The 26,510-nt window shown below is 66.2% G+C and carries 30 protein-coding genes; 17 read left to right on the top strand and 13 right to left on the bottom strand.

All coding sequences use genetic code 11. The features are described 5' to 3' along the window. Nucleotides 1-403: 403 nt before the first annotated feature. The 6 genes from OG884_RS05520 to OG884_RS05545 form a co-directional block, all read right to left on the bottom strand. Nucleotides 404-3,040, bottom strand: a complete 2,637-nt coding sequence (locus OG884_RS05520) for a valine--tRNA ligase (RefSeq protein WP_442811637.1) — start codon at nt 3,038-3,040, stop codon at nt 404-406. Between the two features lie 135 nt (nt 3,041-3,175). Beyond that, nucleotides 3,176-4,456, bottom strand: a complete 1,281-nt coding sequence (clpX, locus tag OG884_RS05525) for an ATP-dependent Clp protease ATP-binding subunit ClpX (protein ID WP_030917736.1) — start codon at nt 4,454-4,456, stop codon at nt 3,176-3,178. 192 nt (nt 4,457-4,648) lie between these two features. Then, complete coding sequence (locus OG884_RS05530; protein ID WP_326642780.1) at nt 4,649-5,293, bottom strand: ATP-dependent Clp protease proteolytic subunit; 645 nt, start codon at nt 5,291-5,293, stop codon at nt 4,649-4,651. 11 nt (nt 5,294-5,304) lie between these two features. Continuing rightward, nucleotides 5,305-5,949 (bottom strand): ClpP family protease, encoded by a 645-nt coding sequence (locus OG884_RS05535; RefSeq protein ID WP_030917742.1) that lies wholly within the window; start codon nt 5,947-5,949, stop codon nt 5,305-5,307. Between the two features lie 541 nt (nt 5,950-6,490). Further along, nucleotides 6,491-7,879, bottom strand: coding sequence for a trigger factor (tig, locus tag OG884_RS05540; protein ID WP_326642783.1), 1,389 nt, complete (start codon nt 7,877-7,879; stop codon nt 6,491-6,493). A 209-nt stretch (nt 7,880-8,088) separates the two neighbouring features. Next, nucleotides 8,089-8,955 carry a helix-turn-helix domain-containing protein gene (locus OG884_RS05545; RefSeq protein WP_326642784.1) on the bottom strand — a complete coding sequence of 289 codons (867 nt, stop codon included), beginning with the start codon at nt 8,953-8,955 and terminating at the stop codon, nt 8,089-8,091. A 242-nt stretch (nt 8,956-9,197) separates the two neighbouring features. On the opposite strand from OG884_RS05545, the gene OG884_RS05550 reads away from it, so the two are divergent. Further along, nucleotides 9,198-9,707 (top strand): ATP-binding protein, encoded by a 510-nt coding sequence (locus OG884_RS05550; RefSeq protein ID WP_326642785.1) that lies wholly within the window; start codon nt 9,198-9,200, stop codon nt 9,705-9,707. 431 nt (nt 9,708-10,138) lie between these two features. Here the strand turns inward: OG884_RS05550 and OG884_RS05555 are convergent, their stop codons facing one another. Beyond that, nucleotides 10,139-10,348, bottom strand: a complete 210-nt coding sequence (locus OG884_RS05555) for a DUF397 domain-containing protein (RefSeq protein ID WP_326642787.1) — start codon at nt 10,346-10,348, stop codon at nt 10,139-10,141. Beyond that, nucleotides 10,329-11,198 (bottom strand): helix-turn-helix domain-containing protein, encoded by an 870-nt coding sequence (locus OG884_RS05560; protein ID WP_326642789.1) that lies wholly within the window; start codon nt 11,196-11,198, stop codon nt 10,329-10,331. Before OG884_RS05560 ends, OG884_RS05555 begins: the two co-directional genes overlap by 20 nt. A 153-nt stretch (nt 11,199-11,351) precedes the next feature. Between OG884_RS05560 and OG884_RS05565 the strand changes: the two genes are divergently transcribed. Further along, nucleotides 11,352-11,570: a hypothetical protein gene (locus OG884_RS05565; RefSeq protein WP_326642791.1), complete on the top strand. Its 219-nt coding sequence runs from the start codon at nt 11,352-11,354 to the stop codon at nt 11,568-11,570. A gap of 2 nt (nt 11,571-11,572) precedes the next feature. Here OG884_RS05565 and OG884_RS05570 read toward each other — a convergent pair whose 3' ends face one another. After that, nucleotides 11,573-11,830: a winged helix-turn-helix domain-containing protein gene (locus OG884_RS05570; RefSeq protein ID WP_326642793.1), complete on the bottom strand. Its 258-nt coding sequence runs from the start codon at nt 11,828-11,830 to the stop codon at nt 11,573-11,575. 266 nt (nt 11,831-12,096) lie between these two features. On the opposite strand from OG884_RS05570, the gene OG884_RS05575 reads away from it, so the two are divergent. The 6 genes from OG884_RS05575 (at nt 12,097) to OG884_RS05600 (ending at nt 15,464) form a co-directional block, all read left to right on the top strand. Continuing rightward, the gene (locus OG884_RS05575) at nt 12,097-12,540 is read left to right on the top strand and encodes a hypothetical protein (protein ID WP_326642795.1); all 444 of its coding nucleotides are present in this window, start codon (nt 12,097-12,099) and stop codon (nt 12,538-12,540) included. A gap of 250 nt (nt 12,541-12,790) precedes the next feature. Next, nucleotides 12,791-13,198, top strand: coding sequence for a hypothetical protein (locus tag OG884_RS05580; RefSeq protein ID WP_326642797.1), 408 nt, complete (start codon nt 12,791-12,793; stop codon nt 13,196-13,198). A gap of 253 nt (nt 13,199-13,451) precedes the next feature. Further along, nucleotides 13,452-13,856 carry a hypothetical protein gene (locus tag OG884_RS05585; RefSeq protein WP_326642799.1) on the top strand — a complete coding sequence of 135 codons (405 nt, stop codon included), beginning with the start codon at nt 13,452-13,454 and terminating at the stop codon, nt 13,854-13,856. 13 nt (nt 13,857-13,869) lie between these two features. Then, nucleotides 13,870-14,283, top strand: a complete 414-nt coding sequence (locus OG884_RS05590; protein ID WP_326642801.1) for a hypothetical protein — start codon at nt 13,870-13,872, stop codon at nt 14,281-14,283. A gap of 187 nt (nt 14,284-14,470) precedes the next feature. Next, the gene (locus tag OG884_RS05595) at nt 14,471-14,938 is read left to right on the top strand and encodes a Panacea domain-containing protein (protein WP_326642802.1); all 468 of its coding nucleotides are present in this window, start codon (nt 14,471-14,473) and stop codon (nt 14,936-14,938) included. Further along, a complete protein-coding gene (locus OG884_RS05600; RefSeq protein ID WP_326642803.1) occupies nt 14,922-15,464 on the top strand; it encodes a hypothetical protein in 543 nt (180 codons plus the stop codon). The genes OG884_RS05595 and OG884_RS05600 overlap by 17 nt, the downstream gene beginning before the upstream one ends. A gap of 251 nt (nt 15,465-15,715) precedes the next feature. Here OG884_RS05600 and OG884_RS05605 read toward each other — a convergent pair whose 3' ends face one another. Together OG884_RS05605 and OG884_RS05610 are read right to left on the bottom strand one after the other, a co-directional pair. Beyond that, nucleotides 15,716-16,309, bottom strand: a complete 594-nt coding sequence (locus OG884_RS05605) for a helix-turn-helix domain-containing protein (RefSeq protein WP_326642804.1) — start codon at nt 16,307-16,309, stop codon at nt 15,716-15,718. Between the two features lie 237 nt (nt 16,310-16,546). Next, nucleotides 16,547-16,798, bottom strand: a complete 252-nt coding sequence (locus OG884_RS05610) for a hypothetical protein (protein ID WP_326642806.1) — start codon at nt 16,796-16,798, stop codon at nt 16,547-16,549. Nucleotides 16,799-16,931: 133 nt separating this feature from the next. Between OG884_RS05610 and OG884_RS05615 the strand changes: the two genes are divergently transcribed. From OG884_RS05615 to OG884_RS05645, 7 genes are all read left to right on the top strand, one after another. Continuing rightward, the gene (locus OG884_RS05615) at nt 16,932-18,491 is read left to right on the top strand and encodes a hypothetical protein (protein ID WP_326642809.1); all 1,560 of its coding nucleotides are present in this window, start codon (nt 16,932-16,934) and stop codon (nt 18,489-18,491) included. 198 nt (nt 18,492-18,689) lie between these two features. Beyond that, nucleotides 18,690-18,851, top strand: coding sequence for a hypothetical protein (locus OG884_RS05620; protein ID WP_326642811.1), 162 nt, complete (start codon nt 18,690-18,692; stop codon nt 18,849-18,851). Next, nucleotides 18,848-20,887: a hypothetical protein gene (locus OG884_RS05625; protein WP_326642813.1), complete on the top strand. Its 2,040-nt coding sequence runs from the start codon at nt 18,848-18,850 to the stop codon at nt 20,885-20,887. The genes OG884_RS05620 and OG884_RS05625 overlap by 4 nt, the downstream gene beginning before the upstream one ends. 170 nt (nt 20,888-21,057) lie before the next feature. Continuing rightward, the gene (locus tag OG884_RS05630; protein WP_326642815.1) at nt 21,058-21,264 is read left to right on the top strand and encodes a hypothetical protein; all 207 of its coding nucleotides are present in this window, start codon (nt 21,058-21,060) and stop codon (nt 21,262-21,264) included. Next, entirely contained in the window at nt 21,264-21,551 is a 288-nt protein-coding gene (locus tag OG884_RS05635) for a WhiB family transcriptional regulator (protein ID WP_326642817.1), read from the top strand. Before OG884_RS05630 ends, OG884_RS05635 begins: the two co-directional genes overlap by 1 nt. Before the next feature lie 161 nt (nt 21,552-21,712). Next, nucleotides 21,713-22,006: an HU family DNA-binding protein gene (locus OG884_RS05640; protein WP_326642819.1), complete on the top strand. Its 294-nt coding sequence runs from the start codon at nt 21,713-21,715 to the stop codon at nt 22,004-22,006. Nucleotides 22,007-22,093: 87 nt separating this feature from the next. After that, nucleotides 22,094-22,228: a hypothetical protein gene (locus OG884_RS05645; RefSeq protein WP_326642821.1), complete on the top strand. Its 135-nt coding sequence runs from the start codon at nt 22,094-22,096 to the stop codon at nt 22,226-22,228. A gap of 60 nt (nt 22,229-22,288) precedes the next feature. On the opposite strand, the gene OG884_RS05650 is transcribed toward OG884_RS05645, so the two are convergent. Together OG884_RS05650 and OG884_RS05655 are read right to left on the bottom strand one after the other, a co-directional pair. Then, on the bottom strand, nt 22,289-23,077 hold the full coding sequence (locus OG884_RS05650) for a phage antirepressor KilAC domain-containing protein (RefSeq protein WP_326642823.1): 789 nt from the start codon (nt 23,075-23,077) through the stop codon (nt 22,289-22,291). 319 nt (nt 23,078-23,396) lie between these two features. Beyond that, nucleotides 23,397-24,704 carry a hypothetical protein gene (locus tag OG884_RS05655; RefSeq protein WP_326642826.1) on the bottom strand — a complete coding sequence of 436 codons (1,308 nt, stop codon included), beginning with the start codon at nt 24,702-24,704 and terminating at the stop codon, nt 23,397-23,399. 330 nt (nt 24,705-25,034) lie between these two features. Here OG884_RS05655 and OG884_RS05660 point away from each other — a divergent pair, with 330 nt between their 5' ends. Both OG884_RS05660 and OG884_RS05665 read left to right on the top strand, forming a co-directional pair. Beyond that, the gene (locus OG884_RS05660) at nt 25,035-25,487 is read left to right on the top strand and encodes an NUDIX domain-containing protein (RefSeq protein ID WP_326642828.1); all 453 of its coding nucleotides are present in this window, start codon (nt 25,035-25,037) and stop codon (nt 25,485-25,487) included. A gap of 53 nt (nt 25,488-25,540) precedes the next feature. Further along, complete coding sequence (locus OG884_RS05665) at nt 25,541-26,494, top strand: hypothetical protein (protein ID WP_326642830.1); 954 nt, start codon at nt 25,541-25,543, stop codon at nt 26,492-26,494. Nucleotides 26,495-26,510: the final 16 nt, after the last annotated feature.

The following is a 26,510-nucleotide window of genomic DNA, read 5'->3' on the forward strand; positions in this document are numbered from 1 at the left end:
TGTGTCAAATTGCCGGTTTTCCGACCATCGACCCCAACCCGCCGAATCCGCTAGGATTGCGACCACCCTGTTTCCAGGGCAACCCCTCTAACTTACTCCAACATCCGGCCAGTGTCCAATTCGTGCAGACACGCCTGATTCTCAGATTTTCAGAGGGGGCGCAGGACTCCTGCCCTGCTTGAAGAACTCTAGCAGCCCCCTAGGGGCACCATGACCAACTTCCTGGTAACGACTAGGCCTTCCCTGAGACCCCAGCTCTCAAACACGAGAACCCGGAGTCAAGAGACTCCGGGTTCTCAGCTCGACCCGTCTCCCTGACCAGGGCCGTTCTCTTCCCAACCCACCGGTCAGAACCCTCGTACCGCTCTGAACTCAGGCCATCTGAACTCAGGCCATCGGCCCGTCAGCTCGCCGGCAAAGCCGCCAGCTGAGCGAGCAACCGCGCGATGTCCTGGTCGGCCTGTGCGGCACGGGATCGCACCTTGGTCACCACATCGTCCGGTGCCTTGGCCATGAACTGCTCATTGCCGAGCTTGGCGGCGACCTGAGCCGCCTCCTTACGCGCCACCGCGAGATCCTTTTCCAGGCGCTTACGTTCAGCGGCCACATCGATCGTTCCCGCCGTATCGATCTCCACGACGACCCCGCTCACATCGAGACGGGCGGTCGCGGCGAACGAATCGGACGGCTGGTCGAGCCGGAGCAACGACCGGATCGCCCCTTCGTGGGAGGCCAGAGCCGTACCGGCGAGTGAGAGGTGCGCGGCGACCCGCTGCCCTGGCTTGAGGCCCTGATCGGAGCGGAATCTGCGCACCTCGGTGATCAGCCCCTGCACCGCGATGATCTCCTCCTCCGCCGAGGGATCACGCAGCGACTCCTGGACCGTCGGCCATGGCGCGACCACGATCGACTCGTCCCCTGTGACCGCTCGCCACAGCTCCTCGGTGACGAACGGCACCAGCGGATGGAGCAGACGGAGCAGCGAGTCGAAGACATGGCCGAGCACGAGCCGGGTGTGCTCCTGCCCTGAGGCGATCTGGATCTTGGCGAGTTCCACGTACCAGTCGCAGACCTCGTCCCACGCGAAGTGGTAGAGCAGATCGGAGATCTTGGCGAACTCGAAGTCCTCGAACGCGGCGTCCACCGACGCGACGATCTCCTGGAGCCTGGACAGGATCCACCTGTCGGCAGCGGTCAGCTCCGCAAGCGGAAGCTCACCCGTCACGGCACCGTTCATCAGCGCGAAGCGGGTCGCGTTCCAGATCTTGTTACAGAAGTTACGCGACCCCCCTGCCCATTCCTCGCTGATCGCCACGTCGGAGCCGGGGTTGGCTCCGCGTAGCAGGGTGAAACGGGTGGCGTCGGCGCCGAAGCGCTCGATCCAGTCGAGCGGGTCGACGACGTTGCCGAACGACTTCGACATCTTCTTGCCGTACTGGTCCCGGACCATGCCGTGCAGAGCCACGGTTCGGAACGGCGGCTCGCCGTCCATCGCGTAGACACCGAACATCATCATCCGGGCCACCCAGAAGAACAGGATGTCGTAGCCGGTCACTAGAACGGAGGTCGGATAGAACTTCGCCAGTTCCGGTGTTCTGTCTGGCCAGCCGAGGGTGGAGAACGGCCACAGCCCAGAGGAGAACCAGGTGTCGAGGACATCGGGGTCCTGGACATAGCCATCGGGTGCCTGCTCGTCCGGGCCCACGCAGACGACCTCGCCGGCGGGGCCGTACCAGACCGGGATGCGGTGTCCCCACCACAGCTGCCGGGAGATGCACCAGTCGTGCATGTCGTCGACCCAGTCGAAGTAGCGCTTGGCCAGCTCCGGCGGGTGGATCTTCGTCCGGCCGTCACGGACCGCGTCGCCCGCCGCCTTCGCCAGGGGCGAGACGTTGACGAACCACTGAAGTGAGAGCCGTGGCTCGACCACGGTCTTGCAGCGCGAGCAGTGCCCGACGGAGTGGAGGTAGGGGCGCTTCTCCGCCACGATCCGGCCCTCGGCGCGTAGCGCGGCCACCACCGCGGGCCTGGCCTCGAAGCGGTCGAGCCCCTGGAACGGGCCGTGGGCCGTGACCACACCGCGCTCGTCCATAATCGTCAGGGACGGCAGCGAGTGGCGCCGTCCGATCTCGAAGTCGTTCGGGTCGTGCGCCGGGGTGACCTTGACCGCCCCGGTACCGAAGGCCGGGTCGACGTGCTCGTCGGCGACGATCGGGATGAGGCGCCCGGTGAGCGGTAGCTCCACTTCCCTTCCGATCAGGTGCGCGTAGCGCTCGTCGGAGGGGTGCACGGCCACGGCGGTGTCACCGAGCATCGTCTCGGCCCGGGTCGTGGCGACCACGATGGAGTCGTCACCGTCGCCGTAGCGGATCGAGACGAGCTCGCCCTCGTCCTCGCTGTGCTCGACCTCGATGTCCGACAGCGCGGTCAGGCAGCGTGGACACCAGTTGATGATGCGCTCGGCGCGGTAGATGAGCCCGTCGTCGAAGAGCTTCTTGAAGATCGTCTGAACGGCACGTGAGAGCCCGGGATCCATGGTGAAGCGTTCGCGCGACCAGTCGACGCCATCGCCGAGCTTCTTCATCTGGCCGAGGATCCGGCCCCCGGACTCCTCCTTCCACTGCCAGACCCGCTCGACGAACGCCTCGCGACCGAGGTCGTGCCGGGACAGGCCGTCCTTGGCGATCTCGCGTTCGACGACGTTCTGGGTGGCGATACCGGCGTGGTCCATGCCTGGCAGCCAGAGCGTCTCCTGGCCGCGCATCCGAGCGCGCCTGGTCAGCGCATCCTGGATCGAGTGGTCGAGTCCGTGGCCGATGTGCAGGACACCGGTCACGTTCGGCGGAGGCAGGACGATGCTGTACGGCTCGCGCTCGCCGCTCGGGTCAGCGGTGAAGTATCCCTCCGATACCCAGCGCTCGTAGCTCCGGGTCTCCACGTCGGCAGGTGTGTACTGGGTGGGCAGCTCTGGCGTCGTCACGATGTCCAAGTCTAGGGATGTCCGCGCACTCGATGTCCCCCAGCCGAAGACTTGCGACATGTTCACATCCTTGCGAGCTCCGCCACGCCATCGACCCCACCGGCCGACCCTCCGGAAACCGCCGAGAACAGCGACGCCCCCACAGGATCTCCCTGCGGGGGCGTCAGCCGTACGAACCGGTTTATCCGGGCTGGATCACGCGGACTTCTCGCGCGGCGGCCGCTGCTGCTTGTTGAGCTGGTCACGTGGCACGAGCGTGGGGTTGACGTGTTCGAGCACCGACTCGCGGGTGATGACGACGCGCGCCACGTCCTGCCGCGACGGCACCTCGTACATCACCGAGAGGAGGACCTCCTCCAGGATCGCTCGAAGGCCGCGGGCACCGGTGCCGCGCAGGATCGCCTGGTCCGCGATCGCCTCAAGCGCGTCGTCTGTGAACTCGAGTTCGACGTTGTCCAGCTCGAACAGGCGACGGTACTGCTTGACGAGGGCGTTGCGCGGCTCGGTGAGGATCTGGATGAGCGCCTCACGGTCAAGGTTGTGAACGCTCGTGATCACCGGAAGCCGGCCGACGAACTCGGGGATCATGCCGAACTTCAGCAGGTCCTCGGGCATGACGTCCCCGAAGATGTCTGAGCTGTCGATGTCTTCCTTGGAACGGATGATGGCGTTGAAACCGATGCCCTTGCGGCCGATCCGGGACTCGATGATCTTTTCGAGGCCGGCGAAGGCCCCACCGCAGATGAACAGCACGTTGGTGGTGTCGATCTGGATGAACTCCTGGTGCGGGTGCTTACGGCCGCCCTGCGGCGGCACACTCGCGGTCGTGCCCTCCAGGATCTTCAGCAGGGCCTGCTGCACGCCCTCACCGGAGACGTCCCTGGTGATCGACGGGTTCTCGCTCTTGCGAGCGATCTTGTCGACCTCGTCGATGTAGATGATGCCGGTCTCGGCCTTCTTGACGTCGTAGTCGGCGGCCTGGATCAGCTTGAGCAGTATGTTTTCGACGTCCTCGCCCACGTAGCCCGCCTCTGTCAGGGCTGTGGCGTCGGCGATGGCGAACGGAACGTTCAGCATCTTCGCCAACGTCTGTGCGAGCAGCGTCTTACCGGAACCGGTCGGGCCCAGGAGCAGGATGTTGGACTTGGCCAGTTCAATGCCGTCGTCACGCCCGCGCTCGCCGGACTGCACCCGCTTGTAGTGGTTGTAGACCGCTACGGAGAGAGCCTTCTTCGCCTGGTCCTGACCGATGACGTAGGCGTCGAGGAATTCGTAGATCTCCCTCGGCTTGGGAAGGCTGTCCCACTTGAGCTCAGAGGACTCGCTGAGCTCCTCCTCGATGATCTCGTTGCAGAGGTCGATGCACTCGTCGCAGATGTATACGCCGGGTCCGGCGATGAGCTTTTTGACTTGCTTCTGGCTCTTTCCACAGAAAGAGCACTTCAGCAGGTCTCCCCCGTCGCCGATGCGTGCCACCCCAGATACTCCTTTGCGTGGGACCGCCCTGGCTGCCGCGGTCCGTTTCTTCCGACCGGCCCGATACCCGATCGAAAAGTCATCCCGCTTAGGTTTCGACGTTACCGTCTTCTGAGCCCTCAGTGAGCCCCCTAGCGGCGAGTCGCACCGGAACGTGCCTGATTCGGCACGGTTCCGGTGCGATATGCCTCGTTAGGAGGCTACGGCCTTCGCGAGTTTCTTGCGGGACGGGATGATGTCGTCGATCAGCCCGTACTCCTTGGCCTCCACAGCGTCAAGGATCTTGTCCCGCTCGATGTCCTTGCGGACCGCCTCCGGCGCCCTGCCCGAGTGCTGAGCGATGATGGTCTCCATCTGCGCGCGCATCCTGAGGATCTCACGCGCCTGGATCTCGATGTCGCTTCCCTGGCCGCCCCCCTCGGTGGAGGGCTGGTGGATCAGCATGCGGGCGTTCGGCAGGGCGAAGCGCTTGCCGGGCGTGCCGCCGGCCAGCAGGACCGCCGCCGCCGAGGCCGCCTGCCCCAGACAGACCGTCTGGATCTCCGGCCGGACGAACTGCATCGTGTCGTAAATCGCCGTCATGGCGGTGAAAGAACCACCCGGCGAGTTGATGTAGATGCTGATGTCACGGTCGGGGTCGAGCGACTCCAGGGTCAGCAACTGCGCCATGACGTCATTGGCCGACGCGTCGTCCACCTGCACGCCGAGGAAGATGATGCGGTCCTCGAAGAGCTTGGCGTACGGGTTCATCTCCCGCATGCCATAGGACGTGCGCTCGGTGAAGGACGGAAGAACGTAGCGGCCGTTGATGTCTCCCGGCCGGATCAACTCACTCACCTTGTGCCCCTTCAGGAGACGGCGCCCGTGGAGGGCACCTGTCGAGCGCTGCGCACGACCTGGTCGATGAAGCCGTAGTCCTTGGCCTCCTCGGCCGTGAACCAGCGGTCACGGTCGGAGTCGGCCTCGATCTGCTCCAGGTTCTGACCGGTGTGGAACGCGATGCGCTCGGCGAGGGTCTTCTTGACGTAGAGCATCTGCTCCGCCTGGATGGCGATGTCGGCTGCGGTACCGCCGATACCACCGGATGGCTGGTGCATCATGATGCGGGCGTGCGGCAGGGCGTAACGCTTGCCCCGCTCACCGGCGCAGAGCAGGAACTGGCCCATGGAAGCGGCCAGACCCATCGCGACCGTGCACACATTGTTAGGCACGTATTCCATCATGTCGTAAATCGCCATACCAGCGGTCACGGAACCGCCTGGCGAGTTGATGTAGAGCCAGATGTCGCGCTCTGAGTCGTCCGCGGCGAGCAGAAGCAGCTCGGCGCAGATTCGGTTGGCGATCTCGTCGTTGACCTGGGTGCCCAGCACGATGATTCGCTCACGCAGCAGCCGCTGGTAGAGCTGGTCTTCGAGCCTGAACGAGCCGTTCGGCTGGCTCATCGACTCGGGCCCGGAGCCGGTCGGCTGGTAGAAGGTCGGCGGGCTGGTCACAGCGTCACCTTCCGATGCGTCGTAATCGATTGGCTTTGCTTGTGACCTTAACGCGCGCGGCCTACCGGACATGCCCCCTCAACGCACTGTTCGCTGACGGCGCATGCTGGCCGCCGCCTCCTCGCCGTGCCTGGAACCTCCCGCCGCGCCCCCTGGTAAAGGCTCGGAAACCGGAGTCCGTACGGCGCGTCGGAGCTCACGGGGCCGTGTGCGAAGGCCGGAAGCGGGTCGCGGGGAGCCGCGAAGGAGGGACGCACGACACTTCCGGGGCCGAAGAGAGGAAGATCGCGGCCCTCAGCGGGCCCAGGAGCCCGCGAGTCCCCTTGGAGGTCGGGAGAGCCGAAGGAATACCGGAGACCGTCAGGCAGCGCTCTGCGGCGCACTCACCCCCCACATCGCCCTCGGCTCGTCCGAGGCCTGCGGCCCCGGACGAGCGGCACCGCAGGCCTCGGCCGGAGCCGGGAGCACGCGAACGCCCCCGTCACGCGGAGCGCGGCGGGGGCGTCGGGCGCGCTCGATGGCGCCCTCTCTCAGCCTGGGACTACTTCGCGTCGTCGGCCTCAGGGGCGTCGGCCTCGGGGGCCTCCTCGGCGGCGGGCTCCTCACCGTTGATCTCGGTGTAGATGGCCTTGAGGTCGACCTCGTTGCCCGCCTCGTCGGTCACCTTCGCGGCGTCGCCGATGACGCTCTTGGCCTTGTCCCGGACGATCTCGACCATGGCCAGCGTGAGCTGGTCGTTGTCGGCCAGGTGCTGAGCCAGCGTGTTGGGCGCGACGTTCATCTGCATGGCGCGGCGCACCACGAAGTTGGTCAGCTCCTGCTCACTGACGCCGAGTTCCTCGCTCTTGACGATCTTGTCGAGGACGAAGCCCGTCTTGAGTGCCTTGGCGGCGCTCTCGTCGAACTCGGCGAGGCGCTCCTCCTCGGTGGTCTGGTAGAGGCGGAAGAACGCCTCCTTGCTCAGGCCACTGTCGGCGATCTGGTGCTCAAGATTGTGCTTGCGATTGTCGACCTCGGCCTTGAGCGCGCTCTCCGGCAGCGGAATGTCGATCTTGCCGAGCAGGGCGTCGAGCGCGTTCTCACGGGCCTGGACGACCTGGTCGATCAGCTTGTTGCGGCGGGCCTGCCCGCTGATGCTCGCCTTGAGCTCGTCAAGGGTGTCGAACTCGCTGGCGAGCTGGGCGAACTCGTCGTCGAGCTCGGGGAGGACCTTCTCCTTGACGTTCTTGACGGTGATGGTGACCACGGCCTCCTCGCCGGCGTTCTCGCCGCCGACCAGGTTGGTGGTGAACTCCTTGGTCTCACCGGCGGACAGGCCGACCAGTGCGTCGTCCAGGCCCTGCAGCACCGAGCCGGCGCCGACCTCGTAGGAGACGTCGTTGGCCTGCTGCTCCTCGATGTTGACGCCGTCGATCGCGGCGGCCAGGTCCATGACGACGAAGTCGCCGGAGGCAGCGGCACGCTCGACGCCGGTCAGCGTGGCGAAACGCTGACGCAGGCCGTCCAGCTGGACGTCGACGTCCGCGTCGGAGACCTCGGAGACCGGGACGGTCACCTCGATGCCCTGGTAGTCGGGGACGTCGAACTGGGGGCGGATGTCCACCTCGGCGGTGAACTCGACCTGCTGACCGTCCTCGATCTTGGTGACCTCGATCTCCGGCTGACTGACCGGGAAGATCTCGCTCTCGTCGACGGCCTGGCCGTACAGCTTGGGCACCGCGTCATTGAGGGTCTCCTCCAGCACCACCGCGCGGCCGAACCGCTGCTCGATGATGCGGGCCGGAACCTTGCCGGGGCGGAACCCGGGAACGCGCACCTGCTGCGCGACCTTCTTGTACGCCGCCTGCAGGCTCTCGCCGAGCTCCTCGAACGGCACCTCGACGGTAAGCCTTACCCGGGTCGGGCTGAGCTCCTCCACAGCGGTCTTCACGGGGTCGTCTCCTTGATCAAACTTCGAGTGATCGCGGGCGCGCCAAGTCGTAGCGGCTACCGCGGCAAGCTCTCGCGCCGCGCCCACATGAGTGGCACTTGGCACAGCCATCGAGACGTGCAAGATTAGGGCACGCTCCACTGCGGCGGGTGTTCAGCGCCGCAGGCCAGTCTAGGGCAGAGCGGCACCATGGAGCGACCAACGGCCGCTCACTCCTCCTTGATGATCCGCCTCAGGATGTCGTTCGTCTCGCCGGGGGTGGTGCTGACCGCGCACAGCCGCTCCATGACCTCGCTGTAGCGGTCGACGTCCTCGCGCTTGTCCAGGTAGAGGGCGCTGGCCAACTGCTCGACGTAGACGACGTCCGGAAGCTCGCTGTCGTTGAAGCGGAGCACGCTGAAGGCGCCGCCCTCCGCGCTGTGGCCACCGAAGCTGAAGGGCATCACCTGGATCGTGATGTTCGTCCGCCGCATGAGATCGAGCAGGTGCTCCAACTGGCCCCGCATGACGTCCGCACCGCCGATGGGGCGCCGCAGCGCGGCCTCGTCGATGACGGCCCAGAAGAACGGGCCGTCGGACCGCTTGAGCACCTGCTGGCGCTCCATCCGCAGGTCGACGCGGCGGGCGATCTCGTCGGGCGCGATGCCTGCGCTCCCCGCGGTGACGATCGCCCTGGCGTACTCCTTCGTCTGCAGCAGGCCGGGCACGAACTGCACCTCGTACGTACGGATCCGGGAGGCTGCCTCCTCCAGGCCGACGTACGTCTGAAACCATGAGGGCAGCAGGTCGTTGAACCGGTGCCACCAACCGGGTTCGTTGGCTCTGAGCAGCAAGTCCATGATCGCCGACCGAGCGCGCTCGTCCTCCACCCCGTAGAAGGTGAGCAGATCCGCCACGTCGCGTTCTCTCAGACCAACCCGGCCGAGCTCCATCCTACTGATCTTGGATTCGGATCCGCGGATCAGATGGCCTGCCTCCTCTCGCGAGAGCCCCTTGGCCTCGCGCAGACGACGCAGTTGGGAGCCTAAGAGGATACGCAGAGCTGTGGGACCTGATCCCGGTTGAAGCTGCGCCACTTCGCCTCCCTCTCTACTTGGGCCAGCGCACACAGTGTCACTACTTCCGGCCGCTATGACAAGGTCTCAACTCCCTGCCCAATTCGCCAAGTCGCCGACCTAACCCCCATGCTGCTGCACATTGCAACTGCACGTGCATTTGGGTCTTGCAGCAGACGTTCCGGTGACCCATGATGGTTTAGTGCATATTGGGCTTATGGTGCACAAGCTCTGAAAACTCTCAAGCGGTACGGAGACTCACGATGACAGCGGGAGGTACCGGCAGGATGGTGGAGGAGCCAAAATCGGCTGCCGACTACCTGCAGGCGACCTGCGAAATCGGCTTTGACGAGCTGCTCGGGGTCAACCACTCCGACGCCACCGCGTGTCCCCTGCCCAGCCAGGCAGACTCGGTGAAGACCGCCCGGGACGTGACGCGCTCGACGCTTCACGACTGGGGACTGGCAGAACTCAGCGATGACGCAGCGCTAGTGGTTTCGGAACTTGTCACCAACGCGGTCCGTTACGCGCTGTGTCCGCCCGGGCAACCGGAGAACACCCCGATCACGCTCGTCCTGCTGCGCCTCTCCCCCCATGTGCTCCTGGCCGTGACGGACCCGAGCGACGAGATTCCGACCCCCAAGGAACCGGATTTCATCTCGGAGAACGGCCGGGGCCTCTACATCGTGGAGACCTACAGCCAGGATTGGGGCTGGGACTACCTCAACTGCGGCGGCAAGGCCGTCTGGGCCCTCTTCAGCGCCCACCACTGACGTTCCCGCACCATGGCTCCCGCACCATGGCTCCCACACCGTGAGGCGATCCTCCCCGCACGCGTCCGCGTGCCCCGCCCCTCTCGCGTGGCCGAAAACTCGCACCCCGTACAACGAGAAACCGGGCACCGGTCGAAACCGATGCCCGGCATATGTCGGGGTGACAGGATTTGAACCTGCGGCCCCCTGCTCCCAAAGCAGGTTTTTCCGGCGCCATTACCTGCATATAGGGAAGAAATAGCAGCTCAAGGGGTGTGATAGGCCGAGGATCACCGAGTCTGAGTGAGCCTGGCCGGGAGTGGCTCACTCCCATTTCGCTCCCATCCTCGACCCGCGCCGATCGTGGTTACGGCCCGTAGACTGACGGCGGGTTAGTTCCACGCAAAAGCCCCCATCCGGGAGGATGGGGGCTTTTGTTATGAACCTGTTTCCTAGCCGAACTCGTTGGCCTTGACGCCCTTGATGAAGGCGTCCCACTCGCCTGTGGTGAAGGTCACGGTGGCCGCTTCCGGCCTCTTGCTGTTGCGCACCGCGCGGCCTCCGCTAGGCAACTCGGCGACCTCGACGCAGTTATCGTGAGGGCCGCTGAAGCTGGCCTTGCGGTAGGTGAGCGTGGCGAGCTCAGTTGGGGTTAGTTCCATCGCCTCTCTCCAGTTGATCAACCATCGTTGCCAGATACCTAACAGACTCCTCCGGAGGCTCCGAAATCGCCACCGCCCGGGTAAAGATCCGACCGTACGCCTGTAGTTCCTCCGGCTTCTCCAGGTGGAGTGAGTCTGTCGCAGTTTCCAAGTAGACCACCGAGGGGTCGAGTTCGGTCGCAAAGTCCAAGATCGTAAATGCTCCGGTCATCACCGCATGCGCACCAGCCGAGTCACGAAGAATCTGAATCGTTACGTGCGGGGCAGCAGCCGCCTCAATCAGATGTCGCATTTGCTCCGCCATCACCGCGGGCCCGCCGATCATCTTGCGTAGCGCCGCCTCGTCGATCAAGGCATACAGCTCCGGTGGCCGCTCGCGCTTGAGGACGTCCTGCCGGACGATCCTGACCTCGACGCGCCGTTTCACAGAGGCATCGTCCAGCACCTGGCCGGCCCGAAACACGGCGGCGGCGTAATCGGCGGTCTGAAGCAGGCCGGGGACGAACAAGGCCTCATAGGTGCGGATCTGGGTCGCCTCTGCCTCGAAGCCGGGCAGTGAGCCGCGAAAGACGTCGTTGTACTTGGCCCACCATCCCTTCTCGCGGGACTGGCGGGCGAGGTCGAGGATCGCGTTGCGAACCTGCTCGTCGGTGACGCCATACAGGTCCAGCAGAGCGCGAATGAGCACGACGTCGGGTCGCACCCACTGGTTGAGTTCCCATTTCGTGAGGCGCCCGTTGGACCACCCGAGGCGGGTAGTCACCTCTTCAACGGTTAGCCCTGCATCTTTACGCAAGCGAACGAGCTCGGCGCTGAGGCGTCGCAGTTTGACGGTGGGGCTGCCGGTCATCGCGTGTCCTCCTGTGTGCGCTGAGTGAGCGCATCATACGGCTGGCCTACGGTGGTGCGAATCCGACAATTGTGTCATTGAAACTGTGCCCTTGAAAGTTTTTCCGGGAAGCCGCATGATGAGAACACCCGATCACATGAAGTGAGGCACCCCATGATGCTCCTCACGAACGACCGCGTAACTGAATTACGCACGCTCTACCCCGCCTGGACCATTTTCCAGTCCGGCGCCGGCCGCTGGTGGGCGCTCCGCACCGGCGCCATCAGCCCCGCCCAGCGCGACCTCGGCATCACGGCAAGCTTGGACGCCGACACACTCGAAGACCTCGCGGGGCAGCTCGCGGCCCAGGAGCAGCTCCGGGAGACAGCGTGACGCTACTCTTCCTCCGGCTGCTGCCAGTCCTCGCGGGGGCGCACGAACGTGCCCTTGCCGCCGATCACCCGCACCAGCCCGTCATCGGCGAGCTTGCCGATGACCTTGCGCACGGTCTGCCGGGCAATCCCGAGCTCCTGCTCCAGGTGCGCGATGCTCGGAATCGGCAACCGCTCTTTGTAGACGCCCCCCTCAATCCGTTCGCGCAGGAGGTCGTAGACCTGCGCCCATACGGTCCGGTCCGGGTCGAACTCGATCATGGAATGGACCGTAGGGGATCATGCTCTAGCATGCCCTTTCGGAACCGGCTATGCCCGGGCATGCCCGGGCACTACACGGCGCGGATAATCTGCAATTCCCAGAGCGGGCGCGGCGGCCGGGTACACCACTCCCTCGCCACAGGGTCGGCCGTCGCGCTCTCAGTGTGCACCCCCGGCACATCGTCTGCCGGCGGGTCCACTGGCCACCTCCGGACATGTCTCCACAAGCTGGGGCATGTCCGGAGGGGCGGCGGCGAGGTGTCGTCATGACCGCCGACACCGAGGTAACCGCCCTCGACCTGCTCGCCCAGGAGTTCGGCGACATCTGGCAGATCATGCGTAGCGACGCCGGACGGTGGTGGGCCACCCGGCACAAGCCGATCGCCGGGGTCGAAGACGTGGTCGGCTGTTCTCGCACGGTGGACGCCGACACGCCCGCCAAGCTGTCCCAACGGTTCGCTGAACAGGCGAAGCTCATCCAGCAGGCAGCGGACATCACCGAAATCCTCCGCGTACTGGAGACCACCTACCCCGGGTGGAGCACCACGTATGACGGCCACTGGCGCGCGGACCGCACCCCTCCCATCACTAGCGCGCAAGCCGCCGCTGGCGTGGTAGCCAGCCTCTCCACCCCCTCCTATGAGGAGTTCACCGAGCAGTTGGCCAAGCAGGCGACGCTGATCGACCGGTGCGGCGGCTACAACACCTGACCCCCGGCCGCCCCTGCCCTGAGGTGGTGGCGGCCGGTGCAAAACCCCCGGTTGAGAGGCGCGGGCTGGCGTCAACCTCCCGGGGACGGCCCGGCACATGCCGCCGGGCCGGGGTCCTCGCCCACTTCTCTCCCGGGCGAGGACCCAAACAACCTCCGGCAGGCGAAAGTTTGGTCGCCCGCCGGCCCCGGCCCCGCCGTCTCCCCACGCGGCGGGGCCACCACAACGACGACCCGCCTGGAGGAACCCGATGAGCAGCACCCCCAACGAGCAGCACGCCACCGCGAGCCCGGACAGCGCGGACCCCCTCATCGACGACCAGGCCACAAAGCTCCAATACGGCGTCCGTTGGACGCCCAGCCACAGCCAGCACCCTGTCGTGGCCACCAGCCCCGACAGCGAGATCGAAGCCGATAGCCTCGCCCGGCGCCTGCGCTCCATCCAGCGAGTGCTCGGCAACGACGATGACGCCGTCGTTGTCTACCGGATGGGCCCGGACGGCGAGTGGGACACCGCCCCGCCCAACCCGTTCGGCTTCCCCGAGCAGGCCGAAGCCTTGCTCCAGGACTTCCTCCTCTGGGCGGAGCGGAACCCCGGCATGTTGCAGCTTCTCGTCGACGAGCTCCTCCGCGAGGCCGCCGACCAGCCCACCCCCTGAACGCAGAAGACCCCCAAGCTCCCGGCCGGGAAGGGATTCACCCACTGCGGCCCGGCCGGGCACACCGAGGCCCCGCCGCCCATCTCACCGGGCGGCGGGGCCTTCATCGTCCCGGTGACGTACACCGTAGATCCTTAACGGTTACCATTCGGTAGCTCTCCGTCGCGGTTACCCTGGATCTTCCCGCCTCCCCCTGTACCCGGACAGAGGCTCCAGGCGACCCCCGCCCGACGACGTCCGATGGAGAGCGCCGTTGTCCGACAAGTATGAGCACCTCGCCGCCAAGCCCCCCGAAGGCTCCTTTCTGTGGGGCACTCCAGAACCCGGAACATCCTTCAACCACTCCTACAGGGCTCTCCTCCCGAACAACGACTTGCTGATCAGCCGCTTGGAGATGGACGATCGTGACCGTCTCTTGGGGTTCGCGATGATCCATATGACCCATGATGGGCGGGAGGGTGAGATGGTCGCCGAACTCGACACCCGGCACGGCGAAGTCCACATCCACCAGTACCGCCAAGGCAATATCAGGACCGGTAGACGCGTTCTCCGTATCATCAGGAGCCAGGAAGACATTGAAGACGGATACGAAGAGGCTCTTGATGTGATGACCGAGAAGTGGGAAGAACACAGGAGGAGGTGGCAACGTGGACGCTAGGGAAAAAACCCGCATGCGGATGACGCGTGACGTGCTGCGACTGCTTCGGGTACGAGACTTCCGAGGTGCTCTCCCACCGCTTCGCGACGGTGAGGAGTCTGCCATCCTCGTCAGCTTCCTGGACGACACCCTGAAGTCGGTAATGAAGCGCATCGCGCTCCTCGGTGGCAACGTCAACGTCGTTGTCCCGCCTGAAGACCTCGCCGACTGGCCGACTCGCATGACATTCCTTCAGGTCACCACTGGCGGCAGGGTCGCGCCCGGCTACGCCATGACCGACAACGACTGCCTCGTAAACGAGCACTCCGAGCTCGGGATGCTGCTGGAGCTCCTGCGGGTGCGCAGGCGGACGATGACGTTCCACCTCTGCAAGCACGAGACCACGGTCGAGCTGGTCGACGATGGCAAGGACTCTGTGCCCGTGTAGGGCTTCTGGACGCGACAAGGCGCCCCGCTCCATCTCGGAGCGGGGCGCCTGCGATGTGCCATCGTCGAGGGCTCGCCCAGGGGCAAGCAACGTCCACGTTTTCGTTACCCAAAGGCAAGGAGACCTGGTGCTACCTCCCCCCACCCACAGGGAACATAATCTAAGAGAGCGACGAGGAGGTGGGGGCATGGCGAACGTGAAGGACGTAGCGGCCTACATCCTCGACAAGATCGGGCCGATGACGGCCATGAAGCTGCAGAAGCTCTGCTACTACTCCTACGGCTATCACCTCGCGTGGGAAGAGCGTCCGCTGTTTCCTGAGCGCTTCGAGGCTTGGGCCAACGGCCCCGTCTCGCCGGTCCTGTACGCCAAGCACCGCGGGCGGCTTCACCTGCAGGCCGGCGACATCGATGGCAACCCCGAGGCTTTGGACGAGGGCGAGCGAGAGTCTGTTGACCTTGTTCTGTCGTCCTATGGCGAGTTCACCGCGAGCCAACTGTCGACGATGACGCATCAGGAAAGGCCGTGGGTGTGCGCGCGCCAGCGGGCCAGCGTCGGGCCGATGCAGCGCAGCACCGAACCGCTCTCGGATGCTGATGTTGCCGAGTTCTTCGAAGCGATGATCGCCAGTTCCGTCGATGGCGCAGAAGGCTAAGCACAAGCCTGTCCCCGGATCCACGTACAGCGGCAGAGACGTACCCGTCACGCCTGGTCTTGCCGCCGGGGTAGGCAAAGGAAGCATCCCGAAACGGCTGCTGTCCATGGCAGCCAACGGGGACGGAGCTGACTATCAGCACCCGCTCTGGAGGCTTTCGCTCCTCGATCGCGAGTACGAAGGAGCATGGTCCTGGCGGATGATCGACGGCGAAACGACCGAACGAATCGTCGCGTTCCTGTCGGAGATGGAGCGGCTGAGCTGGAAAGAGATCCGTGGCCAGATCACGGGCGGCCAACGGCGGCGCGGATCCAAGCACAAGCACGTCCCCGTCGATCACCTGGCTCCAGACGCGCGATCAAGGTTCGACCAGCTACAGCTGGACGAGTTTGACGAGATGTTCCGATTCCGGTTGAGCGGTCCGGAGCGGTTGTGGGGCGTCATCTCGGACGAGGTTCCGCGGGTGTTCTATCCCATCTGGTGGGATCCGGAACACAAGATCTGTCCCGGCAAGGACAGAGAGTAGACACACGAAGGCGCCCCGCTCCACATCGGAGCGGGGCGCCTTCGTGTGTCTCGTCGATGAAGTTGTCTGGTCGTCAGTCGCGCCGCGCGTCAGCGCGGAGACGATGACATGGGTTGATCACATGGGTTGTTGTCTATGGGATGGTGGCCGGTACTCACTACCGGTGCTCGCGGTAATGAGTACCGGTACGTGCAGGTAGTGATTACCGGTACTGCGGAACTGATTACCGGCACCGGTAGTCACTACCGGTGTCACCAGTCGTCTCCACGGGACTGGCGGAACAGCTTCCACGCGTCGGCCCCCTGCGCAGGCCAAGGCCGCTTGCCCGCCTCCTCCTGCTGCCGGTTCCACTCGTGGTAGCAGGAGACGTCCGATCGCCCCTTGACCTTCCTCGGCTGCGGGCAGAACACGGCCTTCCAGAGGCTCCACGTCGCTTTCCCGTCCCGGGTGACCTCCCCGCTGCCTTGCGGGTTGATCTGCTTTCCGCAGTTCAGGCATACGAACTTACGGCCGTTCGGCCCGAGGATCGGCAGCCCCTTCCAGTACTCCGGGATGGCCAGTTCGTACTCGTCGGCCAGCCGTTGGTGCGCGACGGCGTGAGAGACCCGCTCAGCGAGCCCAGCCGCGCGCAGGAGCGCCCACGCGTTGCGGATCGTCTTGTCCCCCAGCCCGGTGTCGCGCTCGATGCGTTCGTTGCTGGGGAAGCAGGAGGTTCCGTCGTGGAAGTCCGCGTAGTCCATGACCGTGCGGGCGACGAGCTTCACCGAGGGTTCCACAAGGAGGATCCTGATGAAGGTGTTCCAGCGGGCCACGAAGGGCTTGTCCTCGTCATCGGGACGGATCACGACAAGTCCGGCAGTGCAGAGTCGAGCGCCGCGACGCTCAGACGAGATACCCGAATGTGCCCCTCGCGGAATCTGGACACGGGCACGGGTATGGCATGTACGGTGCTGATGACTCACTCCTGGCACACAGGCGTTGGTCAAGGGCCCGCTGGTGGTTGCACACCGGACGGGCCCGTTTCGCGTTGAGGCGCGCATGCTCGAATAGCCCTCTGAAGTGAGGGCGCATGCTGCGATGGGTTACGCCGGGTCGCGGCTGTCGTCGGCCTGCGCTTCCGCGAGGCGCCTCGCGCGCTTCTGCCGAGCCCTCTTGGCGAAGTAGTCGGCCAACGCCTCTTTGACGATCGCGGTGTTGGTGGTGTCGTCTTCGCCCGCAGCCCGTTCGACCTGCTCCCAGATCTCGTCACCGAGGCGGACGCGCCGGATTGGCGTTGTACCCGTCTTCGGCCTGGCCACTGCTGTACTCCCCGCGTCGTGTGTACAAGGGATCATACGGCGACTCCTTTAGATCATGTATTCTTGTGGCAACAATAACACCACGAAATTGCTTGCAGATCGACACTAATCTGTGTCAATCTGTGGCGACAAGAACGATCCCCATTGCCGCCCCAAGGAGCCCTAGGACATGGCCGATTACCTGCCGCCGATCCCGTCATGGGTGCCCGACGTCGTGGCCGCTCTCGTGATCGGCCTCGGCGTCATCGCCACGCTTTTCGCCCTCTGGGAGCTCCGCAAGGGCGCCAAGGCGCTCATCCGTAAGGCAAAGACCAGCAAGACCCCGGGCGAGGATCTCCTCACCTGGGTTGCTGCCGCTATCGCGACGGGCGTGTCCGCTCAGGGAATGTGGCGGTTCGCCGGCGACATCCTCGGCTTCGACGGCCCGCTACGGCTGCTGCTCTTCGCCTTCATCGAAGTCGCCATGTTCACCAGCGCCGTCCGTGCCCGCCGCAACATGCGGGAGAACTTCTCGGCGGGTATCGACGGCCTGGCCGTGTGGGTCCTCACGTGCCTGTCGGCGGTGCTGTCGTGCATGGACGCCCGCAGCATCCCCGAGGCCGTGTTCCGCCTCGCCGCCCCTCTCGTGGCCGCCTGGCTGTGGGAGCGGGGCATGGCGATCGAGCGGCACCGCGCCACCGGCCGTAAGCGCATCCACTGGCGCATCACCCCCGAGCGGGTGCTGGTCCGCCTCGGCGTGGCGGAGAGCCGGGACCGTACCGCGGAGGAGGTCGACGCTCAACGGCGCCTCACCAAGGTCGCGCTGGCCGCGAAGAAGGCCCGCGCGTTGGAGCAGGCAGGCAAGACCGGCTGGAAGATGCGCCGCGCCATGACCCGCCTGGAGGGCGCCCTCGACGCCGCCATGCAACACACCGTGCTCGCCCGCGACGAGGCACTGCAGCGGTCGCTCCTCGACGGGGTCACCACCGCCTACAGTGCGCCGAGCCTCATGCAACTGCCCCCGGTCGCGGCGTGGGCGCACCTCGACCACCCCGCGGTGACCGGCGCCGCGAAGAACAGCGAAGCGGTCAAGCTGGCCGGCGCGCTGAGCGAGTGGACCGCGGCGATCGAGCGTGAGCATGACCCGGAGGTCTCCGCCGCGGTCACGAGCATGGCCGCGTACATCACCGGCGGTCACGTCACACCAGCGACCACTCCGGTGACCGGTGCCGCCGCCTACCCGAGTCTGATCGACGCCACCGGGCAGGTACTGCCTCCGTCACCGGAGGGCCGTTCCTGGCTCGCCTCTCTCAAGCCGTGGTCGCGACCGGAACCGCGACCGGAGACAAACCAGGAAGACGACCACGCCGAGCACCCCGTTCCGGTCGCCGAACCGGTCGCGGAAACGGTCGCCGAAAGTGACCAGGATGGTGACCGCGACGGCAACCACCCTGACGACCGCGACAGTGCCGCTGAGCTGGACAACGGCGCCGCCGAGGAGTGGATCCGCGCCAGGTGCCGCGGCAAGAACGGTGCCGGGCGAAAGCCGTCCCAGCGCGAGGTGGCCGACAAGTACAAGCACAGCGTCGGATGGGCTCGCAATCGGCTCGCCGCAGTGCAGGAGCGAATGACCGCCCAGGGCTACACCTTCCAGCATGACGGCACGGTCCTGGCCCCGCGCCGGGCGGTCACCGAACCGGCCTCCGCCGCCTCGTCACCGAACGGCTCTTCGGCAACCACCCCCAACTGATCTTTCCCTCCCCCCCCTGGAGACCGTCATGGACGCCGCCGTGCTGCTCATCGTCAAGCTGGCCGTCACCACCGCCGGGTCCGGACATCGCGCTCGCAGCGTCCTGCCCGCCCGGGCAGATGACACCGATCGTTGCGCCGGACCCGGTCCTGGATGGCTCCTACCGTGACGGCGCTTCCTTCCCCTGCTGAGGACCTCATGTTCTTCATCGTCCCTGTGCTCGTCACCGCGCTCTGTGTCGCCGCGGTGGTCTTCGCCGTCCTGAGGGCGGCAGTCCATTACCACCGCACCAAGCCCAGTCAGCGCGCCGTAGATGCCGCCCGCGCCCGCCTGAACGCCAAGCAAGGAACCACCTCTTGAAGCACGACACCCAGCCAGCCCCGGCGCCCGCCCCGGTGGAGTCGTCTGCGGTGCTGGACGCCCTCCGGGACATGTGTCGCGCTGCGGTGCACACGTTCCGGGCCGGCCGGTGGGTGTGGCGTCGCCTGGTGTGTCCGCACCGAGACCAGCTCGCCCCGGTCGGCCTGGCGCTGTCCGCTCTCACGATCGGTTCCGCAGGCCACATAACAGGGGCGCCGTGGTGGGCAACCGCGGCAGTGTTCGCCGCGGGCATCGCCGGGGTCCGGATCCAGCTCGACCGCCGCGGAGTGCAACCCGAGCACCGCGACGCCTTGGCTGGCGCGACCGCCACCTGGGGGGTATGGGCAACCGCCGCAACCGTGTTCGGGCCGACGATCCACGTGCAGCGCGCCTGGCTCGTGTGGACCCTCATCGCGGCCGGGACGTGGCTCCTTAACCCCACGTCGAAGGCGTGGCGGCGCCTGCGTGCCCGCGTCCGCAACTGGTCACGCCAACTGCCCGCCGTCCTGGCGGGGCTCGGCATGAGCGGCGTGACCGTCACCTCGATCAGCATGCAGGCCGGAGGCCGGGTGCTGTTTCACCTGCGTCTTCCCCTCAACGTCACCGAGTCCCTTCTGGCGGGTGAGCGGGAGAAGATCTGGTCAGGGATGGGCTGGCCGAAGGACTCCATCGAGATCCGCCAGGACCCCGACCACAACGCCGCTGACCGGGTGGTGCTCGCCTACCAAGACCGCCGGGCGATTGTCCGCCGAGACGTCGTCTGGGACCCGGACAAGGCGTCGGGGGCGATCTTGAACGCCCAGTGGTGGGGTGTCGACGAAGACGGCCACGACGTGTTCGTACCCGTCTACCTGCCCGGCGTCGGCATGACCCGCGGCCTGTACCAGGGCGCTCCAGGATCGGCGAAGTCAAACCATCTGCGGATGATCGCAGCCAACGGCGCCCCCTGCCTGTCCACCCTGTACCTGGTCATCGACCTGAAGAGCCGGGCGGCGTCACTGCGCGGGTTCCTGCCGCGAACGGCGTGGCTGGCCACCACCGAAGCCGAGGCCACGCTGCTGCTGGAAGCCGCCGCTGAGATCATCAGACGGCGCGGCGCGCTCCTAAAGCCAGAGCACAACGGCGTCCTCCCCCCCACCCCGGAGCATCCGGCGATCATCATCCTCGTCGACGAGTTCGCCCCCATCTGGGGCAAACGCGTCCGTGACCGGCGCGCGGTCGACGCAGCCCTTCTCATCGCCCAGCAGGGGCGAGCCCTCGGTGTCGGCATGGAAGGCGCAGCCCAGTACCTGTCGGAGAACGCGATCCGAACGGACCTGCGCGCCCTGTTCGACTCCCACAACGCCTGCTACCGGGTGCGGAAGAAAGAAGACGCCCAGTTCACGCTGGCCGACTGGCGGCACGTCAACGCCACCCAACTCCCCATCGGCTCGTCCTACCTGACGTTGGCCGGCGAGGAGTACCCGCGGCGACTGGACGCTCCGGAGGTGACCGAGGCGATCCTGACGCAGTCCGCGAAGGACCACGAGGAGATCGCCCCCGACTTGGAGGCGTCGACCGCTGAAGGATTGCCGGGGTGGAGTGACCGGTGGGGGCGACTGCCGGTAGACGTGCTTCCCTACTGCTCCCCCACTCAGCGCCGCATGGCCGAAGCGGCGCGCGATGTCCAACCGTTGCGTGTCGCCGCGGCGGGAAGTCCGCGCCGGCTCGTCGTGTCCGAACGGATCGACGAGCCGCAGGGAAGTTCAGCGCAGGGGAGCGCGACGCAGGGAACGGCGGCGGCGCTGGCCGCGATGTGCGCCGTCCTGACCGCCAGGGGAGAAGCGCGAACCCATGAGCTGCTGGCCGCGGCGAAGGGGAGGGGCAAAGGCCGGTCGTGGGCCATGGACAGGCTTCCTACCTGGGTGGGGGCGGGGCTGGTCACCTCCCCAAGCAGGGGCGTATACCGGCTCTCCTGTACCCCCGAGGCGCTCCTGGAGGGGGTCCGGGAGGCCGAACGGGTCCTCACGGCCCGCCGTCGGGGTGACGGATCGTGACCCCTTCCGGCGGCTACCCCTCCCCTCCCCCGCTGACCCCCGGGGAGGGGGCTCCACACGTGCGTGCACGCGCGGGGGCGCGTAGGGACGTCCGTTGGACATTCCCGCGGACATCACTTTCAAGATCCGTTGGATATCCCAGCGGACACCCACAAGTAACGGAGAGTCACATGTCTGGGAAGCCCAAGAAGTACACCATCACCGACAAGCAAACCGGCCGCGAGGTTGCTCAGGCCGGACCCGTGGACGCCCGCCTCTGGAAGCGCGCCGGCCAGAGGAACGGTCGGCCGGTCCTCGCCGAGCGCACCGACCTGTGCTCAGCGTGCGGGCTCCACAACTGTGGCGGCGGGCGCTGCGGCGAGAAGAGCGGTCGCTGATGACTCCCCGCCTCTGGCCGCCCCGCCAGTACGACGACCCGATATCCGTTCCCGGCTGGCAGGAGCGCGGACGCTGCGGCGAGATCGGCGACCCAGAACTCTGGTTCCCCGAGAAAGGCGGGCCCACCCGGGAGGGTAAGCAGGTGTGCCGCGGCTGTGAAGTCCGATCGCAGTGCTTGGAGTATGCGCTGGAGAATCACGAGCGGTTCGGCATCTGGGGCGGGCTGTCAGAGCGGGAGCGGCGGCGGATCCTGGCGCAGAGGGCTCGGTACGGGGCGGCGGCGTGAGCGGGCGCCGCCGGCGTCCACCTGTCCGCAGTCGAACAGTTCCGTACACCTACTCACAGGCCGATGGTTCGGATTTTCGATTACGGCATTCACAGCTGGTATGCGATATTCACACTATTCACACAACAGAGTCTGTTAACACGGTCAACACAGGAGAAGCTGTGAACAAGAAGGAACTCGTCGACGCCATCGCGGATCGGGTGGGCGACAAGAAGACGGCCACCGAAGCCGTGAACGCGGTGCTCGACACGATCCAGACCACCGTCGCGAGTGGTGACAAGGTCTCGATCACGGGGTTCGGTGCCTTTGAGATGGTGCACAAGCCGGCCCGCACCGCCCGCAACCCGAGCACGGGTGCTCAGATCGACGTCGCCGAGAGCTGGGGGCCGAAGTTCAAGCCGGGCCTGGAGTTCAAGGAGGCCGTCAATGCGGGCGGCAAGAAGGCCGCGGCCTGACCCTGTACGGCTGGCGCCCCTGCCCTCGGGTGGGGGCGTTGCTGTGTCTGCCTGCGAACGATCAGCGGCCGGGGCCAGCATGGCGGCATGGACACCGAGCTGAGCGCCGCGATCAGCGCGCTGACCCGCCTCGACCGTGACGCCGCCCTGGCCCGGCTCGCCCTCGCTGCGGGTGGGACGCGGAAGGATGCGGCGGCCATCATGCGGGGCGAGCAGGAGTAGCCCTGAAAACAACGACGAGCCCCCGCCCGTTCCCTGGCAAGGGCTCGCGCGTCTAACGACTTACGGCAGAGGCTGACGGCCCCACAGGTCCACCACCAAGTCCACGCCCCGCGGCGTGGCGTAAGCAACAGGGAAGACGAAGCCGTTCTTCGTCTCGGTCTTCACCTCGAAGTGCCCGGAGCGCTGACTCGTTGCCCGCGGCAGGTTCCGGCCGCCACCGCCCTGGGATACCTGACGGCGGAACAGGCTGATCTCGACCAGCCAATTCGTCAGCGGCTTGACCGTGGTGCGCAGGATGTCGGCCAGCTCGGTCATGCCGATCAGGCCCTCGGAGTTGCAGTAGGCGTCCCACTTGCCGGCCTTGGGCTTAGCGACCTCCAACTCCCGGCTGAGCTCCTGCTCCCGCTCCAAGACGGCGAGATACTTGCGTGCCATCTCGATCTCGGTCATGGGCTTGCTGGTGGCGTTCTCGGCCTCGCGGGTCTTGATCGCGAAGTAGGACTGAGCGGCGGCGACCTGAGGCTTGTTGGGGTCGCCGTTCATGGCAACGAGGTAGGCGGCGTAGCGGCTCAGTCGATAGTTGCCCCGATGGGTGTTCGGCGCATTCCCGCTGGTCACTACGGGTTCCCAGAGGCGGGAAAACGCCTGCTCGGAGTAGGTGGCGGTGTTCTCCGCCGAGCGGATCGCCCGGTCGATCACCGCTTCGAAGTTCTCCCACTTCCCGTAGCCCATGACGACCTGGAGTTCACGAGCGAGCCAGTGCTCGCCGTTCTCGTCCTCATGGCGGATCGCGTCGAACGGGGACCCTGACTCGGGGTGACCGGGGACGGCAATGGTATTTTCGGGCATGTCAACTCTCCTATATAGGGTTGGCCACTCCCGGGGCGGTCTCATCCACCGCCGCCGGGGTTTGTCGTACAGCTCCCCATATGCCTACCACCCAGGGCCGACAGGTCATGAAGACCGAATCCCGCTCTAGAGGCGGCCCGTGTCCATGCCGTCCTGTTATGGCCGGTAACCCGTGAGCCTCGCGAGGCGTCTGAGAGTTGGTCCCGGCTCCGGCGAGGGGAGTCGGGGCCCGAGCAACGTGAGAGCCCCGCCGCTTCGGAAAGCGGCGGGGCTCATCCCCGCAGACGCGAGGCCGACCTGGTTCATGGCAGGAAAGACGCTAAGGCAGGGGGCGCCTTCCGGCCAGCGCGGTTGCGAGTTCCCGAACCCCAGCCACTCGGGGATGCACAGCAGTGAGGTCGTCAGCGATCCGCCGGATCTTGGGCCGGTCACGCACCTCGCTCGGCGCCTCCCTATAAGCCTCAAGCAGCGCGCTCGCCGTCTCCTCCGGCCGGCCCCGCATCCACCAGGCCCGCGCCAGGTCGGTGTGCAACCGTCCCCTGCGCTCCGGCGTCGGATACATCTCCGGCCGCAGATCCTTGCCCACCTGCAGCGCCGCCCCCGCGTCACCGAGTGAATAGTGGATGTTCATCCGGTACATCCGCGTGAACGGCTCGGCTTCCGGTTTGCCCGTCAACGCAACCAGACGCTCAGCGGCCCGCTCAGCCTCCGCGAGCCGCGCAAACGCCTCCTCCCGATCATCCGCCTGGCTCGCCGTGTAGGCGGAAGTACACATCAGCCGCAGGTACGTGCCCAGCTGCGGTGCCTTGCGTAGCCCCATCACCTCCAGGGTGTCAGCGGCCCGCTCCACCACCCGCGTGGCCGCGTCATGCTGCCCGGTCGTACGGAGCATCATCCCCATCGCCCGAGCGGACGCGCCCTGGGCCACCGCATCCTCAGACCGTTGCGCGTACAACACCCCATGGTCAGCGGTGCGGAGTCCCGTGTCCTTGCGGCCCACCTTGTTCAAAACATCGGCGGCGAGGTTGTAGCAGGAAGCCAACGTCGCCCACCCCGCTGGGGTGTCCACCCGCTTGGCGGTGTCGAGAGCAGCCGACAGCAGAGCAGGGAACTCGGCCAATAGCGGCGCGAGCGCGCTGATATCGAACTGGCCTCGCGCAGCCTGCAGACGCTGCTGGATTTCAGCGAGTGCCGCGGGGCGGCTGGATTCGACAGGAACCGCGAGAGCGGCTTCAAGGTCCAGCAGTAGATGCAGCGGGACAGCGACCCCCGCCACTCCCGCCGCTTTGATCAATGTCCTGCGCTCCATAGGATCCTCTCTCTCATCGTCGCCGAAGTTCCTATTACGGCGTTTCGGTGTCGGCAATCCCAGACGTTCAGCAGAAACCCCGTACAACCGGCACAAAACCTCGCTGTACACGGACCCCGGCTTTCCTTGACCGTGCTCCCATTTGCACAACATCACCGTATTGACGTCCGGTCTTTCCAGCCCGTCTTCGGCGTACAGGGCCGCGATCTCCTCGATCGCGCGAGCGCGACTCCACCCGTGTGCCAGGCGCCACGCCTCCAACGGCAGCATCTCAGGAACTTTTTTGAGGATTTCGGCGCATATGTCCGGCGCTTTCATCCCGCGGTCCCTGCATGTGAGGCTGACAGTTTTGGCCTGCCTCAAAAGCGCGGCTCGTTGTGTTCGCTCAACACCCATCGCAACCCTCCGGCGCAACAACCTGCAATCGACAGTAACCCAAACGTCACCTCGAACATTGTCAGCTGACAATATTCGCCATCACTGGCATTGATGACGGCCACCACCGCGCCGCACCCTGAAGCCAGCACGCCAAACCAGCAGGCAAGACACGCATCCAACGTCCCCCATTCCTGTGGAAGACCGTCCCCTGGTCCGCCAAGGTGAACAGGAACGGCGCCACACCCCGGCGCCCAACCACCAGGAGACCCCGTGAAGCACCTCATTACCCGGGTTTGGCGTGCCCTGGCAGGCCCACTCCAATGGCGCATCCTGTGGGTCAGCCACGCCAAGTTCATGATCGGCGTCACCGGCATCGTCCGTGACTCTGACGGCAACGTGCTCCTCCTTCGGCACCGGCTGTGGCCGGAACACCGCCAGTGGGGTCTGCCCACCGGCTACGCCAACAAGGGGGAACGCTTCGAGGACACGATCGTTCGCGAAGTACGCGAAGAAACCGGCCTGGACGTTCAGGTCGGCAAGCTCGCCCACATCAAAAGCGGCTACCAGCTGCGGGTCGAGATCGCATACGAAGCCTTGGTCACCGGCGGAACCCTCCGCGTCGACTCAATGGAGATCCTGGAGGCGAGATGGTTCACACCGTTCAATCTGCCCGACGGCATCCAGGAGTCGCATCGGCTCCTGATCCACGACAAGCAGGAGTAGCCCTTGGACTCCTGACCCCCAACGAACACCTGGCCGGCTCCCCCGCCGACCGTGTGGCGCTCACCGAGCGGCTCGCCGCCCAGCGGGCGACCGCCGGCCTCGACCAAGCGCACCCGAACGTGGTGTTCTCGCTGTTGCCCTGGGTGCTGGCCGACCTCGGCAGCGACGCCCTGCAGGTCTTCTACACCGGCGCAGCCATCTTGGCCGACCGGTACGAAAAGCTGGGCCTGCACCGGCTCCTGCCGACCGACCGGGTATGGGTCGGCGTCCGCTCCACCCGGGCCGGCGTCTTCGGCGGCTTCCACCACGCCGGGCAGGGGTACCGGCACCTGCAGATGGGGGCCGTGGTCACCCGCTACGGCCGCCTGGACCAGGCCGTGGCGGCTCCGGAGCTGGTGGCGTTGGACCTGCTGCGGGCCTACGCCCACGACTGCCTGCACTACGGCTCCTACCGCGAATACAGGCTGCGGCATGGTGAGCTCGTCCGCACCCGGTACGGCATTAACAGCCGCGGCGAGGACGGCCGCACCTACTCGGCTCCCGACCCGGCCGGGTCCATCTCGACCCGGAACCTCGGGGTGGTGATGGAGGGCGCCACCGACCGGGAGGCCTCGGCCATCGCCCGGCAGGCGGCCCAGCGAGCAGGCGTCACCGAGCCGGACGGAGTCGACCGCTTCGCGTTCCGCGACGTCACCGGACGTCTCACCGATGCCGACCTGGCGCGTCTCCCCCTCCATCAGGCCCCGGCCGAGCAGCGGACGGCCGGCAGGCGGGACTTTCTGGCCTCGCTGGGCTCCTACACGCGCGGCGTGAACAACCGCTACAGCGTCTTCCTGGCCGAGGTCGGAGGCAGCGAAGTCGATGAGCTCCACACCGTCATCGTGTCCTCGATGATCAGCGGACGCCTGGCCCCGCTGTCGGCCTGGCTCGACCAGCGGCACGGCCCGAGGACGTTCGCCGTACTTTTCCGGGCCGCTTCCTACCGAGGGCCCGAACCAGACGCATAAACCACGTGAAGGCGCC

The organism is Streptosporangium sp. NBC_01755, assembly GCF_035917995.1.
GTDB lineage: Bacteria > Actinomycetota > Actinomycetes > Streptosporangiales > Streptosporangiaceae > Streptosporangium.

Excerpts from the sequence above, each read along its gene's own strand:
- OG884_RS05520 (WP_442811637.1), bottom strand. The coding sequence starts at position 3,040 with ATGTCGCAAGTCTTCGGCTGGGGGACATCGAGTGCGCGGACATCCCTA.
- OG884_RS05620 (WP_326642811.1), top strand. The coding sequence starts at position 18,690 with ATGTTCTTCATCGTCCCTGTGCTCGTCACCGCGCTCTGTGTCGCCGCG.
- OG884_RS05615 (WP_326642809.1), top strand. The coding sequence starts at position 16,932 with ATGGCCGATTACCTGCCGCCGATCCCGTCATGGGTGCCCGACGTCGTG.
- OG884_RS05570 (WP_326642793.1), bottom strand. The coding sequence starts at position 11,830 with ATGATCGAGTTCGACCCGGACCGGACCGTATGGGCGCAGGTCTACGAC.
- OG884_RS05610 (WP_326642806.1), bottom strand. The coding sequence starts at position 16,798 with ATGATCCCTTGTACACACGACGCGGGGAGTACAGCAGTGGCCAGGCCG.
- OG884_RS05655 (WP_326642826.1), bottom strand. The coding sequence starts at position 24,704 with ATGAAAGCGCCGGACATATGCGCCGAAATCCTCAAAAAAGTTCCTGAG.
- OG884_RS05650 (WP_326642823.1), bottom strand. The coding sequence starts at position 23,077 with ATGCCCGAAAATACCATTGCCGTCCCCGGTCACCCCGAGTCAGGGTCC.
- OG884_RS05580 (WP_326642797.1), top strand. The coding sequence starts at position 12,791 with ATGAGCAGCACCCCCAACGAGCAGCACGCCACCGCGAGCCCGGACAGC.
- OG884_RS05565 (WP_326642791.1), top strand. The coding sequence starts at position 11,352 with ATGATGCTCCTCACGAACGACCGCGTAACTGAATTACGCACGCTCTAC.
- OG884_RS05630 (WP_326642815.1), top strand. The coding sequence starts at position 21,058 with ATGTCTGGGAAGCCCAAGAAGTACACCATCACCGACAAGCAAACCGGC.
- OG884_RS05555 (WP_326642787.1), bottom strand. The coding sequence starts at position 10,348 with ATGGAACTAACCCCAACTGAGCTCGCCACGCTCACCTACCGCAAGGCC.
- OG884_RS05600 (WP_326642803.1), top strand. The coding sequence starts at position 14,922 with ATGGCGCAGAAGGCTAAGCACAAGCCTGTCCCCGGATCCACGTACAGC.
- OG884_RS05635 (WP_326642817.1), top strand. The coding sequence starts at position 21,264 with ATGACTCCCCGCCTCTGGCCGCCCCGCCAGTACGACGACCCGATATCC.
- OG884_RS05575 (WP_326642795.1), top strand. The coding sequence starts at position 12,097 with ATGACCGCCGACACCGAGGTAACCGCCCTCGACCTGCTCGCCCAGGAG.
- OG884_RS05560 (WP_326642789.1), bottom strand. The coding sequence starts at position 11,198 with ATGACCGGCAGCCCCACCGTCAAACTGCGACGCCTCAGCGCCGAGCTC.
- OG884_RS05595 (WP_326642802.1), top strand. The coding sequence starts at position 14,471 with ATGGCGAACGTGAAGGACGTAGCGGCCTACATCCTCGACAAGATCGGG.
- OG884_RS05590 (WP_326642801.1), top strand. The coding sequence starts at position 13,870 with ATGCGGATGACGCGTGACGTGCTGCGACTGCTTCGGGTACGAGACTTC.
- OG884_RS05645 (WP_326642821.1), top strand. The coding sequence starts at position 22,094 with ATGGACACCGAGCTGAGCGCCGCGATCAGCGCGCTGACCCGCCTCGAC.
- OG884_RS05550 (WP_326642785.1), top strand. The coding sequence starts at position 9,198 with ATGACAGCGGGAGGTACCGGCAGGATGGTGGAGGAGCCAAAATCGGCT.